Origin of the sequence: Micromonospora sp. NPDC048930 (assembly GCF_043197935.1) — a bacterium.
GTDB lineage: Bacteria > Actinomycetota > Actinomycetes > Mycobacteriales > Micromonosporaceae > Micromonospora.
Map to the genome: position 1 here is coordinate 137288 of NZ_JBICUB010000003.1, position 16019 is coordinate 153306.

At 71.3% G+C, this 16019-nt stretch carries 17 protein-coding genes; 8 read left to right on the forward strand and 9 right to left on the reverse strand.

Annotated features, from left to right (window positions below; genetic code table 11):
• Positions 1 to 12: 12 nt before the first annotated feature.
• The gene (locus tag ACGFI9_RS09645; RefSeq protein WP_393176931.1) at positions 13 to 885 is read left to right on the forward strand and encodes a TIGR03560 family F420-dependent LLM class oxidoreductase; all 873 of its coding nucleotides are present in this window, start codon (positions 13 to 15) and stop codon (positions 883 to 885) included.
• Between the two features lie 29 nt (positions 886 to 914).
• Here the strand turns inward: ACGFI9_RS09645 and ACGFI9_RS09650 are convergent, their stop codons facing one another.
• From ACGFI9_RS09650 to ACGFI9_RS09665, 4 genes are all read right to left on the reverse strand, one after another.
• Entirely contained in the window at positions 915 to 1502 is a 588-nt protein-coding gene (locus tag ACGFI9_RS09650) for a dihydrofolate reductase family protein (RefSeq protein WP_393176934.1), read from the reverse strand.
• Between the two features lie 183 nt (positions 1503 to 1685).
• Positions 1686 to 3488: a gamma-glutamyltransferase gene (ggt, locus tag ACGFI9_RS09655; protein ID WP_393176937.1), complete on the reverse strand. Its 1803-nt coding sequence runs from the start codon at positions 3486 to 3488 to the stop codon at positions 1686 to 1688.
• A gap of 12 nt (positions 3489 to 3500) precedes the next feature.
• Positions 3501 to 4919 carry an RNA-guided endonuclease TnpB family protein gene (locus ACGFI9_RS09660; RefSeq protein ID WP_393176940.1) on the reverse strand — a complete coding sequence of 473 codons (1419 nt, stop codon included), beginning with the start codon at positions 4917 to 4919 and terminating at the stop codon, positions 3501 to 3503.
• A gap of 380 nt (positions 4920 to 5299) precedes the next feature.
• Positions 5300 to 6121 carry an alpha/beta fold hydrolase gene (locus ACGFI9_RS09665; protein ID WP_393176943.1) on the reverse strand — a complete coding sequence of 274 codons (822 nt, stop codon included), beginning with the start codon at positions 6119 to 6121 and terminating at the stop codon, positions 5300 to 5302.
• A 127-nt stretch (positions 6122 to 6248) separates the two neighbouring features.
• Between ACGFI9_RS09665 and ACGFI9_RS09670 the strand changes: the two genes are divergently transcribed.
• Positions 6249 to 7226 carry a sigma-70 family RNA polymerase sigma factor gene (locus ACGFI9_RS09670; protein WP_393176946.1) on the forward strand — a complete coding sequence of 326 codons (978 nt, stop codon included), beginning with the start codon at positions 6249 to 6251 and terminating at the stop codon, positions 7224 to 7226.
• On the opposite strand, the gene ACGFI9_RS09675 is transcribed toward ACGFI9_RS09670, so the two are convergent.
• Positions 7140 to 7529, reverse strand: a complete 390-nt coding sequence (locus ACGFI9_RS09675) for an STAS domain-containing protein (RefSeq protein ID WP_393176949.1) — start codon at positions 7527 to 7529, stop codon at positions 7140 to 7142. The two genes, ACGFI9_RS09670 and ACGFI9_RS09675, sit on opposite strands and share 87 nt — an antisense overlap.
• Positions 7530 to 7683: 154 nt before the next feature.
• On the opposite strand from ACGFI9_RS09675, the gene ACGFI9_RS09680 reads away from it, so the two are divergent.
• The 4 genes from ACGFI9_RS09680 to ACGFI9_RS09695 all read left to right on the forward strand — a co-directional run bounded on the left by ACGFI9_RS09680 (position 7684) and on the right by ACGFI9_RS09695 (position 9900).
• Positions 7684 to 8079, forward strand: a complete 396-nt coding sequence (locus ACGFI9_RS09680; protein ID WP_393176951.1) for an ArsR/SmtB family transcription factor — start codon at positions 7684 to 7686, stop codon at positions 8077 to 8079.
• Positions 8012 to 8494, forward strand: coding sequence for an SRPBCC family protein (locus tag ACGFI9_RS09685; protein WP_393176953.1), 483 nt, complete (start codon positions 8012 to 8014; stop codon positions 8492 to 8494). Before ACGFI9_RS09680 ends, ACGFI9_RS09685 begins: the two co-directional genes overlap by 68 nt.
• The gene (locus ACGFI9_RS09690; RefSeq protein WP_393176955.1) at positions 8481 to 9047 is read left to right on the forward strand and encodes a TIGR03086 family metal-binding protein; all 567 of its coding nucleotides are present in this window, start codon (positions 8481 to 8483) and stop codon (positions 9045 to 9047) included. The genes ACGFI9_RS09685 and ACGFI9_RS09690 overlap by 14 nt, the downstream gene beginning before the upstream one ends.
• Positions 9048 to 9414: 367 nt before the next feature.
• Entirely contained in the window at positions 9415 to 9900 is a 486-nt protein-coding gene (locus ACGFI9_RS09695; RefSeq protein ID WP_393176957.1) for a DUF1062 domain-containing protein, read from the forward strand.
• Positions 9901 to 10013: 113 nt separating this feature from the next.
• Here the strand turns inward: ACGFI9_RS09695 and ACGFI9_RS09700 are convergent, their stop codons facing one another.
• The 3 genes from ACGFI9_RS09700 to ACGFI9_RS09710 all read right to left on the reverse strand — a co-directional run bounded on the left by ACGFI9_RS09700 (position 10014) and on the right by ACGFI9_RS09710 (position 12950).
• Positions 10014 to 10910: a GNAT family N-acetyltransferase gene (locus ACGFI9_RS09700; protein ID WP_393176959.1), complete on the reverse strand. Its 897-nt coding sequence runs from the start codon at positions 10908 to 10910 to the stop codon at positions 10014 to 10016.
• A gap of 77 nt (positions 10911 to 10987) precedes the next feature.
• Positions 10988 to 12019 carry an L-glyceraldehyde 3-phosphate reductase gene (gene mgrA, locus ACGFI9_RS09705; protein ID WP_393176961.1) on the reverse strand — a complete coding sequence of 344 codons (1032 nt, stop codon included), beginning with the start codon at positions 12017 to 12019 and terminating at the stop codon, positions 10988 to 10990.
• 76 nt (positions 12020 to 12095) lie between these two features.
• On the reverse strand, positions 12096 to 12950 hold the full coding sequence (locus ACGFI9_RS09710) for an aldo/keto reductase (protein ID WP_393176963.1): 855 nt from the start codon (positions 12948 to 12950) through the stop codon (positions 12096 to 12098).
• Positions 12951 to 13069: 119 nt separating this feature from the next.
• Here ACGFI9_RS09710 and ACGFI9_RS09715 point away from each other — a divergent pair, with 119 nt between their 5' ends.
• Positions 13070 to 14032 carry a LysR family transcriptional regulator gene (locus tag ACGFI9_RS09715; protein ID WP_393176965.1) on the forward strand — a complete coding sequence of 321 codons (963 nt, stop codon included), beginning with the start codon at positions 13070 to 13072 and terminating at the stop codon, positions 14030 to 14032.
• Between the two features lie 3 nt (positions 14033 to 14035).
• Positions 14036 to 14680: a dihydrofolate reductase family protein gene (locus ACGFI9_RS09720; protein ID WP_393176967.1), complete on the forward strand. Its 645-nt coding sequence runs from the start codon at positions 14036 to 14038 to the stop codon at positions 14678 to 14680.
• Between the two features lie 159 nt (positions 14681 to 14839).
• Here ACGFI9_RS09720 and ACGFI9_RS09725 read toward each other — a convergent pair whose 3' ends face one another.
• On the reverse strand, positions 14840 to 16006 hold the full coding sequence (locus ACGFI9_RS09725; protein ID WP_393176969.1) for a mandelate racemase/muconate lactonizing enzyme family protein: 1167 nt from the start codon (positions 16004 to 16006) through the stop codon (positions 14840 to 14842).
• Positions 16007 to 16019 lie beyond the last annotated feature (13 nt).

Below are 16019 nucleotides of genomic sequence, written 5' to 3' on the forward strand. Positions count from 1 at the left end.
AGAGGATGGGCGATGAAGCTCGGCCTGCACTACTGGAACTTCTCCACGCCCGCCGACCCGTCCGAGATGGCCGGGGCCCTGGCGGAGACCGCCCGGATCGCCGAGCAGGCCGGAATCTCCGCCTTCACGGTCATGGACCACTACTTCCAGATGGAGTTCACCACGTCGGCCGAGGAGCCGATGCTGGAGGCCTACACCACCCTGGGCTACGTGGCCGCGAAGACCGAGCGGATGACGCTCGGCGTCCTCGTCACCGGCGTGATGTACCGCTATCCGGGCCTGCTCGCCAAGATCGTCACCACGCTCGACGTGCTCTCCGGCGGGCGGGCCCGGCTCGGCATCGGCGCCTCCTGGTACGACCGCGAGCAGCACGGCCTCGGCGTACCGGTCGTCCCGGTCGGCGAGCGCTTCGAGCGGCTCGAGGAGACGTTGCAGATCTGCCTGCAGATGTGGAGCGACAACAACGGCCGGTTCGACGGCAGGCACTACCAGCTGGCCGAGACGCTGAACGTGCCGACGCCGATCAGCCGGCCGCACCCCCCGATCATGATCGGTGGCGGCGGCGAGAAGAAGACCCTGCGGCTCGTGGCCCGCTACGCCGACGCGTGCAACCTGTTCGGCAACAGCCCGGCGGAGGTCGCGCGCAAGCTCGACGTGCTGCGGGAACACTGCGCCGCCGAGGGCCGGGACTACGACCGCATCGACAAGACGGTGCTGGTCATGCGGCCGCCCCTGCCCGACGTCGACGCGTTCGTGGCCGAGGTGGCCGACTACGCGGCGCTGGGCGTGACCGAGGTGCAGACGATGCCCGACCGCCACCCGGTGGAGTTCGCGCGGGCACTGGCCGAGCAGCGGGTCGCGGCAAGACTCGCCGAGCTCGCCTGATCCACCATCGGCTCCGCTGCCCGCGAAACCTAGGACAGGCAGCCGGGGCCTCGCGCGACCCGGAAGCGTAGGTGGGTCACGGTTCCAGCGACCGGCTTTCCGTCCGCGATCAGCTCGGCCTGCTCGCCGGCGAACAGTGGTGTTCCCGCACCCAGCAGGAGCGGAACCAGGTGGATACGTACCTCGTCGAGCAGGTTCGCCCGGAGCAACTGGCGGGCGACATCGGCGCCCAGCACCAGGACGTCCTTGTGCCCGGCGGCCTGCTTGGCGCGCCGAACCGCGGCCTGCATCCCGTCGAAGGCAAACGTTCCGCCGTTGTCGCCGAGCAGGTCCTGCCTCGCCCGGTGGGTCACCACGAAGCTGGGGACACCGGGCCATGGAGTACCGCCCCACGGGCCGAGGCCGAGATCGAACGTGCGTCGCCCGATGACCGTTGCGCCAACGGCTGCGTCCACTTGCCGGCGCACCGCGTCGTCGATCTTGCCCTCGGGCCCGTTCGCGGCCATCCATGCGTGTAGGCGTTCGCCGCCATCCCCCATCGGCTCTGCCTCGCGGACGTTCGGCCCAGCCGTGAACCCGTCCAGGGACACCGACACGTCCAGCACGACCTTGCCCATCGCTAACCTCCGCCACTCTCGGCACCGCCGTCCGGCGCCGTCACGAGGTAGTCGGAGCCGACCCGGCAGTCCCGACATCGGCTCTCGAACGAGGTGCGGCGTTCGTGTCGCCGCCGGCCGGCCCTCAGGCGGCGAGGAGCACGGCGACGGCTCAGGCCGAGCGGTCGCCGTGCTCCTCGACCGTCAGTCGCGCGCCCAGCGGCCGACCACGGCCGCCGCGCCGCCGCCCCGGCGTACCGGCTCGGCGGCGGCGAGCAGCCGGCCGTCCGCCAGGAACTCGATACCGGTCGCCGCGCCGATCTCCGCCGTCGGCGAGAAGGCGTGGCCCGGCGGCAGGCCGGTGGCGTACGCGGTGATGAAGGCCGCCTCCGCCTGCGTGCTGGCGCCGTTGCGCTGCGACGCCCGCGGCGCGGCGAGGGCCTCCGGCAGCGTCATGCCCCGGTCGATCCGGTTGACCAGCATCTGCAGCACGGTGGTGATGATCGTCGCGCCGCCGGGCGAACCGACGGCCAGGAACGGCCGGCCGTCGGCCAGCACGATCGTCGGCGACATGGAGCTACGCGGCCGCTTGCCCGGCCCCGGGAGATTCGGGTCGGTCGCGGCCCCCTGGGTCGGCGCGAAGTTGAAATCGGTCAGCTCGTTGTTGAGCAGGAATCCCCGGCCGGGCACGACCATCCCGTTGCCGCCGGTCGCCTCGATGGTCAGCGTGTACTCCACCACGTTGCCCCAGCGGTCGGCCACGGTCAGGTTGGTGGTGCCGGTGCGGTCGTCGCGGACGTCGGCGACCGCCGCCGCCGAGCAGCCGCCGTAGGCGCCGTCGGGGACGCCGGGCGCGACCGGCTTGGGCAGCGCCGCCGACGGGTCGATCAGGCAGGCCCGCTCCTTGGCGTACGCGTCGCTGAGGAGCTCGCGGCGCACGTCCTGCTGGGTGTGGTCGCCGACGTACCGGTTGCGGTCGGCGAACGCCAGCGCGCTGGCCTCCAGGTAGTGGTGCATCGCCTGGGTCGGGGTCATGGACCTCAGGTCGAACTGCTCGAGGATGTTGAGCGCCTCGCCCACGGCGGTGCCGCCGCTGGACGGGGTGGACATGCCGTACACCTCGAGGCCGCGGTAGTCCGACCGGGTCGGCTCGGGGAAGCGGGTGCGGTACGCGGCGAGGTCTGCGGCGGTCATCCCGGCCGGGCGGATCGGGTACGGCCAGGAGCTGACCGGCTGCGCCGCCACCGGCGGGTGCTGCACGGTCGCGACCACATCGCTACCGACCTCGCCGCGGTAGAACACGTCGGTGCCCCGCTTGGCGATCAGCCGGTACGTCTCGGCGAGGTCCGGGTTGCGGAAGGTGCTGCCGACCGCCGGCGGCTGCCCGCCGGGCAGGTACAGCGCGCTGGTCGAGCTGAACTGGCCGAACGCCGCCCGGTTGCCGGCGACCTGACCGGCGAAGGTCTCGTCGACGGGGAAGCCGTCCTCGGCGACCCGCGCGGCGGGCGTGAGCAGCTGCGCGAGCGACCGGGTGCCCCAGCGGTCCAGCGCGTCCTGCCAGGTGAGCAGGGTGCCCGGGACGCCGACGGACAGCCCGCTGATGCGGGCCTCGTCGAACCGGTACGGCTGCCCGGTGGCCGGGTCGATGAAGGTGGTCTCGGTCATCGAGACGGGTCCGGCCTCGCGGCCGTCGATGGTGTGCACCCGCCGGCTCTTCGCGTCGTAGTAGACGAAGAAGCCACCGCCGCCGATGCCGGCGGAGAACGGTTCGGTGACGCCGAGGGTCGCGGCCGCGGCGACCGCCGCGTCGACCGCGTTGCCGCCGCGCCGCAGCACGTCCAGGCCGACGGCCGTGGCGGTGGCATCCACCGTGGACACCGCTCCCCCGTACCCGACGGCCACCGGCTCCTTCGGCGGCCCGGCCGGCGTCGCCTGGGCGGGAAAGGCGGTCCCGGCCACGATCGTGGCCAGGGCGATGGTCGCGGTGACGAGGGCCCGAGGTCTCATGTGGCCTGCTTCCTACTTGTTGCTCATAGTTGAGCAGCTTGGATGATTCGCTCTCCGCTCGGCGGTGGCCGGGCTGGAGTCCTGGACCGGCAGTCTGGTCCGGTGGCGATCGGTCCGGTCCTGCAGGATCTGCTTCACCCGATGGTGTGGGGTGTGCAGGGCGATGTCGGGGTCGCCGGCTCGCTGCAGGATGTTGATCGCGGCGTTCACGTCGGCCTGCCACACCACCCCGCACCAGGTGCAGTGAAACCGGTCCCCACTGCGTCGGCCGAACCGGCCGCAGCGGTGACAGGCTTGTGAGGTGTAGGCGGCGTTGACGGGAACGAGCGCAGAACCTCTGCGCTCCGACACGCTTTTCAGCGCCTCGCCGGTGACCCCTTTGGTCCACGCGGCCAGACGCCGATTCATGTTCTTGCCGAGCGTCTTGCGTCCGGCGAACTTCTTGGTGAGGTCTTCGGCGACCACCACGGCGGCTTTGTCCACGACCTCATGCACCGCGGTGAAGATCTCCGTACGCACCCGCGCCCGATGTCGGGCGGCTTGGCGGTCTCGCTTGATCGTGCCGAGGTTGTTGGTCTTGATCCGGTGTGCTTTCGCGTGGTCGCCACGTAGCGCGGCGGTGTTGGCGATGGAGCGTAGCTTCGCCCGACGGCGGTTTCGTTGCTTCAACCGGTCCGACTCGCGGGTGAGCAGGTCGCCGAGCTGTTCACCGTGGGGCTGGCCGTCGGAGTCGGTGAGGACTTCGGTGTAGCCCTTGTCCACGCCGATGGTCTGGTCGCCGCAGGGCCGCTGCGAGGACCGCATCTGCGATGCGTCGATCTGGTAGTGCACCTCGACCCGGCCGCCGCGCAGGATCAGCCGCAACGTCCCCGCCGGCGCCACCGTCGTCGACAGCGGGATTCTGACCATCTTGCGGCGTTCCAGGCCCGGGACCGCCAGCCACAACCGGCCCCGCCCATCGACGAGCGTGTTGTACTTGTCGGCGCGCACCACGATTTGATCATGCGTGCGGTTGCGGCCACGCTTCCAGTGCTTGCGCATCTGCCGCGCCAGGAACGGGTCACTGGCCCACTGGTCGGCCTTCAGCGCGCTGAACATCCGCTTACGCTCGGCCGGATCACTCGTGCGTCGGATGATCGCCCGCCGGACGTCGACCTTGGCCGCCTCCAGGCTCGCGGCGATGCCGGCCACGGCGTCGCGGACGGCTTCCTTCCACGCGTTCGCCAGCACGCCGAACCGGATGTGCGTGCCGTGGGCCAGCCACTGGTCTCGCACCTGCCGGTCTCTCAACCCAGATCCGACTCCGAGCATCGAGCCGTAACGCTGCCACACCTCACTACGCACCCGGCCCAACCGGCGGGCCTGCTCCGCCAGGGCCGCGTACTTGCCCGGATTCAGTCGGGCCGAGTAGGCGATCCGAGTGACCTTCACCGGTCACCTTCCATGGTCAAGTCCGTCCTTTAACTCCTGCTCGTAGCGGCGCAGACCGTACAGCCGGCACGAAAGGTGTGCACGATGGCCAGGAGGTCCTCGACCAGCTCCTGCTACGGGGACAGGGGCTCGTGATCGGCGACGAGGCTCTCGCAGCCGCCGCACGCCGATAGACACTACCCACGGCAGTCAATTGTGGACAGCTCAAGAGAAAGGATCAACTACGAGTCGCTACTTCCCATATCGACATGAGTGGACTTATTGGCTACTCCACCGGCCGGGAGCGGGCAACCCGAGAAGCTGGCCCGGGTCGGCCCAGGCACGGGTGCCCGCTCGGTTCGCGCGGCCAGCCGCTCGCCGCCCGGCGGCGGACCAGCAGTTCAGTCCTGCCGGTCGAGGAAGGCGAGCGTGACCGCGGCGAACAGCGGCGAGTCGGCGATGTCGTAGTGCGTCAACCCGGGCAGGATGGCCAGCGCGTGGCCGCCCTTCGGCCGGCTCTCGCCCATCCAGCCACCGTCACGCAGGCCGCCGTCGAGCAGCTTGAACACCTCGACGTAGTGGCTCGGCGGCGCCATGTCGGCGTCGGCTGCCATGATCAGGGTCGGCACTTGCAGGCCGCGGACCTCGTCGGTGTAGTCGTACTCCTTCGCCATCGCCGCGCCGATCTTGTCCAGCAGCCGCGGGAAGTCCTCGGGACGCGGGGCCACCCGCTGGTAGAGCTCGTACATCGGGGTGTCCTTCAGGAACTCGGCGGCCGCCGCGCCGACCTGGCCCTGCTGCTGGAGCATCTCCGGGTAGACGGCGTCGCGGCGGATGTGCGCCGACGCCGCGACCACGCGGCCCACCGTGTGCGGGTGCCGGATCGCGGCCTGGAGCGCCACGCCGCCGCCGAGAGAGAAGCCGACGACGTCCGGCTTGCGCAGCCCGAGGTGATCGATGAGGGCGGCGATGTCGTCGGCCATCAGGGTGACGTCGAGCGGCCGGTCGATGTCGGCGGTGCGGCCGTGTCCCTGCAGGTCGACCAGGATGACCTGGTGGTGGTCGGCCAGCGCGGGCAGGATCGGCGCGAACATCTCGCCCGAGCCCAGGCCGCCGTGCAGCAGGACCATCGGGTGTCCGGCCCCGTGCGTCTCGTAGTAGAGGTTGATCCCGTTGACCTCGGCGTACTGTCCGGTGCCGGCGCTGTGCTGGGTCGCGGTCATGGTGTGCTCCTCGGGTCGTCTCGAACTCACGCCGGTTCTGACCAGCTGACCCCCGGGAACTCATCGCTGCCGGCGCGGCGAATGTCGCGGGTGCCCGGACGACGGGCGCTGGACTACCGTGGTCGAGGTGAGTGAGCTGGCGACCAGCGTGTCCGTCGAGTCACAGCTGGAGGCGTACCGGCCGGAGCTGACCGGCTACTGCTACCGCATGCTCGGGTCCGTCTTCGAGGCCGAGGACGCCGTGCAGGACACCTTCGTGCGGGCCTGGCGCGGCTTCGACCGGTTCGAAGGCCGGGCGACGCTGCGGTCCTGGCTGTACCGGATCGCGACCAACGTGTGCCTGACCATGCTCGGCAGCGCCCAACGGCGGGTCCTGCCGATGGATCTCGGCCCGGCCGGGTCCGGCCACGCCACGGCGCCGGGAGAGCCGCGCCCCGACGAGATCTGGGTGGGCCCGGCGCCCGACAGTCGGGTCCTGCCGGAGAACAGCGACCCGGCCGACGTGGTCGCCGCGCGGGAATCGGTCCGGCTGGCGTTCGTCGCGGCGCTGCAGCACCTCCCACCGCGGCAGCGGGCCGTGCTGATCCTGCGCGAGGTGCTGGCCTGGCCGGCCCAGGAGGTGGCCGAACTGCTCGACACCTCGGTGGCGAGCGTCAACAGCGCCCTGCAGCGGGCCCGGGCCACGCTGGCGGCCGTCGACACCACCGCCGACGTGCACCGGCCGATGGATGACGAGCAGAAGGCGCTGCTCGGGCGCTATGTGCGGGCCTTCGAGGCGTACGACCTCGATGCGCTCACGACGCTGCTGCACGAGGACGTGACCATGTCCATGCCGCCGCTGCCGCTGTGGCTGCGCTGCCCCGACGACATCCGCGCCTGGATGGCCGGCACCGGCATCGGTTGCCGCGGATCTCGCCTGGTGCCGGTCGTGGCCAACGGCATGCCGGGGTTCGGGCAGTACCGGCCCAGCGTCACCGGCTCGGGACACGACCCGTGGGCCCTGGTCGTGCTGGGGCTGTCAGCCGGGCGGGTCGCCGCGATCACCAGTTTCCTGGACACCGCTCGGCTCTTCCCGTTGTTCGGGCTGCCGGCCCGACTGGGGTAACTCGTCGGTCAGGCCGAGCAGTTCGACCAGCCGCAGCAGGGCCGGGCCGGCTCCCCGGACGACGAGCTGCCAGCCGTGCCGCCGGGCGGTCAACCGCAGCCGGGCCAGCGCCTCGACCGTCACCACGTCCGGCGAGGCCACGGCGGCCACGTCGCAGGCGACGATTCCCGGACCGCGGCCGCGCAGCAGGTCGGCGAGGTCGGCGCAGAGGACGGGGATGTCCGCGCGGACCACCGCCGCGCCGACCGCGAAGGAGATCCCGGGGGCCACCCCGATAGGACCGCGCGCCGGCGCGGAACTCATCGCGCCTCCGTACGCCTCCTCGGGGCGACGAGATCGCCCGCGTTTGCGGTGCCGGCTGACGCGCGCGCGAGCAGCACTTTCAACCACAGGGTTGACAGGCTGTTCGCCTGCTGCCTACAGTCGTTTCAACCATCGGGTTGAAAGGGAGGGACGGATGACCACGGACGCGCTGTCCCGGGCCTTCGCCGCCCTCGCCGATCCGACCCGGCGCGACATGGTGGCCCGGCTCGCAGAGGGCGACGCGACCGTCAGCCAACTGGCCGAGCCGTACCGGATCACGCTGCAGGCCGTCTACAAGCACCTGCGAGTGCTCGAGGACGCCGGGCTGGTCAGCCGACCGCCGGGGCCGCAGCCCCGGCCGGTGCGCCTGGAGGTCCACGCCTTCGACCTGATGGACACCTGGATCGAGCGCCACCGCAGCCGCGTCGAGGAGCGCTACCGCCGCCTGGACGCCGTCCTGGCGGAGATGAAGGGAGACGAGCATGGACAAGATCACGGAGACGGTCATCGAAGCCGATCCGAGGCTGCCGGTCATCCGGATGACTCGTGACTTCGCGGCAACGCCCGAGCAGCTGTTCCGGGCCCACACCGATCCCGTGTTGTTCGCCAAGTGGGTGGGCCCCGACACCATGGCCACCCGGATCGAGCACTGGGACGCGTCCACCGGCGGCAGCTGGCGGTACGTCTCGGTGCACGACGGCGCGGAGTACGGGTTCCGCGGCTGCTTCCACGAGGTACGACCGGACCGGATCGTGCAGACCTTCACGTTCGAGGGCGAGCCGGACGGGGTCGCGCTGGAGACGTTGTGGTTCGAGGACCTGGGTGACGGCCGTACGCGGCTGCGGGCACAGTCGCTGGTCGACAGCTTCGAGGGCCGCGACGCGTGGCTGCGCAGCGGCATGGAGGTCGGTGTCAACGAGGGTTACGCGAAGCTGGAGAGGATGCTTGCCGATGGGGCTGTCTGACCGCCCGGCCGAGCGGCACCGGCAGGTTGCCGGGCTGTTCACCGACCGGGTCCGCGGCACCCGATCGTGGGACGCGCCAGCCCCGGTCGCCGGCTGGACCGCCCGGGACGTCGTGCGTCACCTGACCGAATGGTTCCCCGGGTTTCTCGCCTCCGGCGCCGGCATCGCACTGCCCGAGGGGCCGTCCGTGGACGAAGACCCGGTCGCCGCGTGGCAGGTGCACTGCGACGGTGTGCAGGCGGTGCTGGACGATCCGGAGACGGCGCACCGGGACTTCACCAACCCGCACCTCGGCAGCCTGCCGCTGGAGGCCGCGATCGACCGGTTCTACACCACCGACGTCTTCATGCACACCTGGGACCTCTCTCGGGCCACCGGCCAGGACGACGCGCTGGACCCCGAGTTCTGCGCTCAACTCCTCGGCGGGATGGCGCAGATGGAGGAGGTCATCCGCTCCTCCGGCCAGTACGGCGCCCGAGTGGCGGTGCCCGACGGCGCGGACGCCCAGACCAGACTGCTGGGTTTCATCGGCCGGGACCCTTTCTGGTCGTAGCGCCGACCTCGCACACCGCCTACGGTGCGCGAGGTCGGCGCGCAGCAGCGGAAAACCGTTTGAGCCTTCCTTCCGTCTTCCCGTAGGTTGCCTGCGGCCCATCGCAGTGAGGACAGAGGACAAACCGCGTGACCCCGCCTGCTCTTTAGACCTGACACCTTCTTCCGCTCACCTGTAGCCGACGCTCCCGTCGGTTCTGCCGGGCTGCCCTCGTGCGCCCGGTCATACAGCGCTTGAGGTCGCGCGTATTCGGCCTCGTGTCAGGTCTAGAGAGATCAGGTCTAGAGACATCGTGTCTTCACAACCTCATATCGTGCTGCCCTGGGTCGTTCGTCGGACCAGGCTGCCTCTGCTGTCGTTGCGGTGCGTGGACTGCCGGTCGGAGTCGGCCACCACCGGCGAGGGCAGGTTCCGCGTCAACGCCAACGGCAAGCTGCTGGACGTGTGGCTGCTGGTCCGCTGCGTATCCTGCGATCGGACGAGCAAGCTCACCGTGCACGAGCGAGCGCCGGTCAGATCCTTCGATCCGGCCGAGCTCCACGGCTACGGCGTCAACGATCCGGAACTGGTGGCGTCCAGGCTGTTGGATCCGCTGCTGGCCCGGCGCAACCGCTTCACCCTGGACTGGACGGGGGCGTGGCGGCTGGACACCCCGTCGGCATGGCTCGACGAGGCGTGGCCGGTCCAGGTCGAGGTCGTCTTCGAGGATCCGGTACCGGTGCGCCCGGAACGGCTCATCGCGCACGGGCTCGGCCTCAGCAGGAACGAGGTACTGCGCCGGGTCAAGTGCGACAGTCCGCTACGCCGTCCGACGAGCACCGGGTTCACCTTTACCGTGACGGCCGGGGACTAGTGGGGAGGTAGCCGCGGCGGGCCACCCCGGCCCGCCCGGCTTCACCCCGCTGCTCATCGGTCAGGGGCTTCACCGGCGCCACCGGTTGAGCCGGGATGCCGCACTCGGCCACGTCACGGTGCGAGGCGCTTCTCGAACCAGTGATGCGCGTAGCGTTCCGTGTTGTACGGGGCGATCTCCTGGTAGCCGGCGGCGCGGTACAGGGCGATCGCCTCGGTGAGGTTGCGGTTGGTGTCCAGCCGGACGGCGGTCCAGCCGTGGTCGGCGGCGTGCCGCTCGAGCTGAGCCAGGATCCGTCGGCCGATCCCGTGCCCGCGTACGCTGTCCGCCACCCAGACCCGCTTGATCTCCGCGGGTGCGCCCGCGTGGAGCTTGAGCGCGCCGCAGCCGACGGGCTCGCCGTTGAGGGTGGCGAGCAGGAACACGCCGGCGGGTGGGAGGAGTTCCTCGTCGCGCACCGGGTTGCTCAGCGCCGGGTCGAACCCCTCGTCGAACCGCTGCGCAACCTCCCGGGCGTACGCCCGTACGCACGCGCGGGCTCGGGGGTCCCCCGGTGGGCACGGCTCGATCACCACCATCGAGCTGACCAGCAGCCGTTCCACCTCGGCCATCGCCGCGACGAGACGCTCGCGGCGCTGCTCGCTGAGCGGTTCGAGGATGGACCACGCGAGGTCGTCGGACCGCTTGTCCAGCTCGGCCCACTCCGCCCGACCGGCCTCGGTGAGCGCGGCGACCCGTACCCGTCCGTCGCCGCCGGCCCGGTCGGCCGGCCCGACCGTCACCAGCCCGTCGCCCTCCAGGGTGCGCAGCAGCCGGCTGAGATGCCCGGAGTCCAACCCGAGCCGGGCCCGCAGCGCCGCGACCTCAGCGCCGTCGGGGCCGATCTCCCACAGCACGCGCGCCTGCGCGAGCGGGCGGTCGCGGGACATGTACTGGTCATCGAGCGCGCCGACCCGCTGGGTGACCGTGCGGTTGAACCGCCGGACGGTGGCGATGAACTCCGACCTCATATGCCTGACTTTAGTCAGGCTTTCGTGCCGTCGGCCAGCCCGGGGCCTCGCGCAGCCGCTCGCGGTGCAGCGGCGCCTCAGCCGGCGCTGGAGCGGGCCCAGAGGTTGATGCCGGACTCCGTGGCGTACCGGTCGATCTCGGCCAGCTCGTCCCCGGTGAACGTGGTGTTGTCCAACGCCGCCACGTTCGCCTCCAGCTGGGCCACGCTGCTGGCGCCGAGCACCGTGGAGGTCATCCGTGGGTCGCGCAGCGTCCAGGCGATCGCCAGCTGCGCGAGGCTCTGCCCGCGCCGGGCGGCGATGGCATTGAGGTTCCGGATCTTGTCCAGGTTCTCCTCGGTCAGCCATTCCGGAAACAGCGAGCTGCCGGCGCTGGCGCGCGAGTCCTCGGGTACGCCGCCCAGGTAGCGGTCGGTGAGCATGCCCTGGGCGAGCGGGGAGAAACCGATGCAGCCGACGCCTTCCCGTTCGAGCGTGTCCAGCAGCCCGTTCTCGATCCACCGGTTCAACATCGAGTACGACGGCTGGTGGATCAGCAGCGGCGTACCGAGATCGCGGAGGATCGCGGCGGCCTCGGCGGTCTTCGCCGGGGAGTAGGAGGAGATGCCGACGTACAACGCCTTGCCGGCACGCACCGCCGCGTCCAGGGCCCCCATCGTCTCTTCGAGCGGGGTCTCCGGGTCGAAGCGGTGGGAGTAGAAGATGTCGACGTAGTCCAGGCCCATCCGCGTGAGCGACTGGTCCAGCGACGCGGTCAGGTACTTCCGGGAGCCCCACTCGCCGTACGGCCCGGGCCACATGTCGTAGCCGGCCTTCGTCGAGATGACCAGCTCGTCACGGTACGCCCGGAAGTCGGTAACGAGGATCCGGCCGAAGTTCTCCTCCGCCGAGCCGTACGGCGGGCCGTAGTTGTTGGCGAGATCGAAGTGGGTGATGCCCAGGTCGAAGGCGCGGCGGAGGATGGCCCGCTGGGTCTCCAGGGGCCGGTTGTCGCCGAAGTTGTGCCACAGTCCGAGCGACACGGCGGGCAGTTTCAGGCCGCTGCGGCCGCACCGGCGGTACTCCATGGCGCCGTACCGGTCGGGGGCGGCGAGATAACTGGTGGTCATGGCGCTCCTCGGATCAGGGTGAACGGGATGGCGACGGCGTGCGCCGCCATCCCGCGCGGTGTCATGGCTGCCCGGTTCAGCCCAGGGCGTCGAGGTCCTCGGCGGTGAGGGTGAGCTCCGGCGCCTGCGCCGAGTCGCGGATGGTCTCCGGGCGGCTGGCGCCGGGGATCGGGATGACGACCGGGGACTTGGCCAGGTGCCAGGCGAGGCAGACACGCTGCGGGCTCACGCCGTGGCGTTGGGCGACGGCCGTGAAGGCGGCGGCGTGGCCGCCCAACTGGTCGGCGCGGCCGATGCCGCCCAGCGGCGACCAGGGCAGGAAGGCGATGCCGAGCTGGTCGCAGAGCTGCAGCTCGGGCTCGGAGGACCGGAACGCCGGTGAGAACTGGTTCTGCACCGACACCAGTCGGCCGCCGAGGATCTCCTGGGCCTCGCGGATCTGTTCCGGATTCGCGTTCGAGATGCCGGCCATCCGGATCTTGCCGGCGTCGAGCAGGTCACGGATGGCGCCGATGGAGTCGGCGTACGGGACCCGCGGGTCCGGGCGGTGGTGCTGGTAGAGGCCGATGGCCTCGACGCCGAGGCGCTTGAGCGAGGCGTCGCAGGCGCGGGCGAGGTACTCCGGGGAGCCGTTGATCGTCCAGCTGCCGTCGCCCGGCCGCAGGTGCCCGCCCTTGGTGGCGACCAGCACGGTCGACGTGTCGCCGCCGTACGTGGCCAGCGCGCGGGCGATCAGGGACTCGTTGTGGCCCACCTCGTCGGCGTGGAGGTGATAGGCGTCCGCGGTGTCGATCAGCGTGACGCCCGCGTCCAGCGCTGCGTGGATGGTCCGGATCGAGCGCTGCTCGTCGGGGCGGCCCTCGATCGACATCGGCATGCCACCGAGACCGATCGCGCTCACCTCGACGTCGCCGATGCGGCGGCTTTGCATGGCACAGACCTCCTCGTCGCGGCCCCGCACTCACGGGTCCAGGTTTCCAGCCTGGTACCGCGCCCGCTCGCAGTCCAACAGAAGAAACCGCTCGGAATCAGCACCTAGACTGCTCAATCGTGGAGCTGCGACACCTGGAGTACTTCGTGGCGGTCGCCGAGGAACGCCACTTCACCCGGGCGGCGGAACGGATGCGCGTCGCGCAGTCCGGTTTGTCCGCCGCCATCCGCTCCCTGGAGCGGGACCTCGACGCCGAACTGTTCGTCCGCAGCACCCGCCGGGTGGAGCTGACCGACGCCGGCCGGGCGCTGCTCGCGGAGGCACACCGGACGCTGGCCAGCGCGACCGCGGCCCGCAACGCCGTGGCCGCCGTACGGGGGCTGCTGCGCGGCAGCCTCACCGTCGGCTCCGAGCAGTGCCTGGGCGTGATCGACCTGCCTCCCGTGCTGGCATCGTTCCGCCGCGCCCACCCCGGCGTGGAGATCCGGCTGCGCTACGCCGGCTCCGGCCAGGTGACCGAGCAGGTCCGGCTGGGCCGCCTCAACGTGGGCTTCGTGGCGCTGCCCGGCCCGCCGCCGGACGGCGTACGCCTGCTGCCGCTGGCGACCGAGCAGATGGTCCTGCTCTGCCACCCGGCGCACCCGCTCGCCGAGCGGGACACCGTCGACGTGGCGGCTCTGGTGGACGAGGACTTCGTCGACTTCAGCACCGACTGGGGCGCCCGGCGGGTCAACGACCAGACGTTCGCCCGGGCGGACGCCGAGCGCCGCATCTCGGTCGAGGTCAACGACGTGCACACCCTGCTCGACTTCGTCCATCAGGGGCTCGGCGTGGCGCTGGTGCCGGCCCCGGTGACCCGCAAGCCGCACGCCAAGGGGCTGCACGTCGCCGCGCTCGCCGCCCAGGACGGCCCGACCTGGCAGGTGTCGGTGGCCGTGTCCGCGTCCGCGCCACCCGGCCCGGCGACCACCGAGCTGCTGCGGATGGCCCTGCCGGAGGGTCGGCTGGCCGGTCGCAGCGATGAGTCTGCCGGCGCCCACAGGTCTACCTATCGACTGAGACAACCAACTCATCGGGAGTAGGGCATGGGCCTCATCCACATCGAGCTGTTCGCCACCCTCGACCTCGTCGGGCAGGCGCCCGGCGGCCCCGACGAGGATCCGGTGGGGTTCCCGTTCGGCGGCTGGCAGGCGCCGCTGCTGGACGAGGTCTCCGGGGCGCAGGTCGTTGCCGCGTACGAGGGCACGGACGCTCTCCTGCTCGGCCGGCGGACGTACGACATCTTCGCCGCCTACTGGCCGCACCAGGAGGGCGGCCAGGACAACGAGATCGCCACGCTCTTCAACCGCGTCCCGAAGTACGTGGCCTCCCGCGGCAGGCCCGACCTCTCGTGGGCCGGGTCCACGCAGCTCGGCCCGGATCTGGCCGGCGCGGTGCGCGAGATCCGTGACCGGCACGAGCACGTGAAGGTCGTCGGGAGCCTGAACCTGGTGCAGACCCTCCTGCGCGAGAAGCTCTTCGACCGCCTCGACCTCTGGGTGCACCCGATCGTGCTCGGCGTCGGCAAGAAGGTGTTCGACGGTGGCGCGGTGCCCACGAACGTCACGCTTCTCGAACCGCCGGTAGCCAATCCGAAGGGCACCGTGTACCTGCGCTACGGGCTCGCCGAGGGCACGCCCGGCACGGGGGACATGACCGCACCCGATCGCGGTGTCGGGCGCGACGAATGAAGCGCCCCCGCCAGGTGAATCCGTGCCGTCGGTGGTGAATCCGCCCGGTCGGCATCCCGTCACGGCGTCGGCAGTTCGAGGTGCCGAAGCCGTGACGAAGTGCCTCGCCTGAGGGGCGCCGTCGTCACGCAAACGGGCCGGCAGGCCCCGTCGCCCTGGTCAGCGGGCGAGCACGTCCACGGCGAGATCCCGCACCACCGACTCGTCCACCTCGACGCCGAGCCCCGGCCCGGTCGGCACCCGGGCGACACCGTCCTTGACCTCGACCGTCGCCCCGGTGGCGTAGGAGGAGGTGAGGAACTGCCGCCCGTTCAGGTCGACGGGCGTGTCGATGCCGTACGCGGCGAACAGGTGCAGCGACGCGGCCAGCCCCAGGTCGGAGTCGGTGAGCCCGGATCCCATCAGCCGTACCCCGGCGTCCTCGGCCAGGGCGCAGAGCCGCCGGGACAACGTCAGGCCGCCGCTGCGCTGCACCTTGGCGATGGCCACGTCCACCGCGTTCAGCTTCACGAACGTCGCCAGGTCGCTCGGGTGGCGCAGGCTCTCGTCGAGCGCGACCGGGATGGGCGAGGTCTCCCGCAGGCGGCGCTGGCCGGCGACGTCGTTGGCCGGTAGCGGCTGCTCGAACGCGGCGACGTCGAGGTCGGCGAGGCGGCGGGCCATCCGCAGCGCCCCGTCGACGGTGTACGCCTGGTTGGCGTCCACCCACAGCGGGGCGTCGGGTGCGGCCTCGCGGACGGCCCGCACCACGGCGGCGTCCTCGGCCTCGGTGTGCAGGCCGACCTTCACCTTGAACGCCCGGTAGCCGAGGTCGCTGCCCTCCGCGACGGCGTCGGCGACCTCCCCCGGGGTCTGGCCGGAGACGATCCAGCCGAGCTGGACGCTCTCCCGGCGTCGCTGCCCCCACAGCACGCCCACGGACACGCCCAGCGCGCGGCCGAGCAGGTCGTGCAGGGCGACGTCGACCGCGCTCTTGGCGAGGGGGGAGCCGATGGTGAAGCCACGGTTGACGGCGCGGTCGAAGGCGGTGGTGACGCCGTCCAGGTCCCAGGCGGGGCGGCCGAGGATGGCCGGGGCGAGGTACCGGTCGATGGTGGTGACGATGGATTCGGCCGTCTCGTAGGTCCACGCCGGGATCGGGGTGGCCTCGCCCCAGCCGGTGACGCCGCCGGCGGTGACCTTCACCAGGACGCGGATGCTGGGTGTGCCGGCGACGGCGACGGATCCGCCGGACACCCCGAACGAACGCACGGTGGGCAGCGCGACGGCGTACGTCTGGATGGCGTCGATGGTCAGCCCGGACAGGGCGGTGGCGGGTGAGAGCACCTGATGCCTTTCG

Excerpts from the sequence above, each read along its gene's own strand:
- ACGFI9_RS09645 (WP_393176931.1), top strand. The coding sequence starts at position 13 with ATGAAGCTCGGCCTGCACTACTGGAACTTCTCCACGCCCGCCGACCCG.
- ACGFI9_RS09650 (WP_393176934.1), bottom strand. The coding sequence starts at position 1,502 with ATGGGCAAGGTCGTGCTGGACGTGTCGGTGTCCCTGGACGGGTTCACG.
- ggt (WP_393176937.1), bottom strand. The coding sequence starts at position 3,488 with ATGAGACCTCGGGCCCTCGTCACCGCGACCATCGCCCTGGCCACGATC.
- ACGFI9_RS09665 (WP_393176943.1), bottom strand. The coding sequence starts at position 6,121 with ATGACCGCGACCCAGCACAGCGCCGGCACCGGACAGTACGCCGAGGTC.
- ACGFI9_RS09675 (WP_393176949.1), bottom strand. The coding sequence starts at position 7,529 with ATGAGTTCCGCGCCGGCGCGCGGTCCTATCGGGGTGGCCCCCGGGATC.
- ACGFI9_RS09680 (WP_393176951.1), top strand. The coding sequence starts at position 7,684 with ATGACCACGGACGCGCTGTCCCGGGCCTTCGCCGCCCTCGCCGATCCG.
- ACGFI9_RS09685 (WP_393176953.1), top strand. The coding sequence starts at position 8,012 with ATGGACAAGATCACGGAGACGGTCATCGAAGCCGATCCGAGGCTGCCG.
- ACGFI9_RS09690 (WP_393176955.1), top strand. The coding sequence starts at position 8,481 with ATGGGGCTGTCTGACCGCCCGGCCGAGCGGCACCGGCAGGTTGCCGGG.
- ACGFI9_RS09700 (WP_393176959.1), bottom strand. The coding sequence starts at position 10,910 with ATGAGGTCGGAGTTCATCGCCACCGTCCGGCGGTTCAACCGCACGGTC.
- mgrA (WP_393176961.1), bottom strand. The coding sequence starts at position 12,019 with ATGACCACCAGTTATCTCGCCGCCCCCGACCGGTACGGCGCCATGGAG.
- ACGFI9_RS09710 (WP_393176963.1), bottom strand. The coding sequence starts at position 12,950 with ATGCAAAGCCGCCGCATCGGCGACGTCGAGGTGAGCGCGATCGGTCTC.
- ACGFI9_RS09720 (WP_393176967.1), top strand. The coding sequence starts at position 14,036 with ATGGGCCTCATCCACATCGAGCTGTTCGCCACCCTCGACCTCGTCGGG.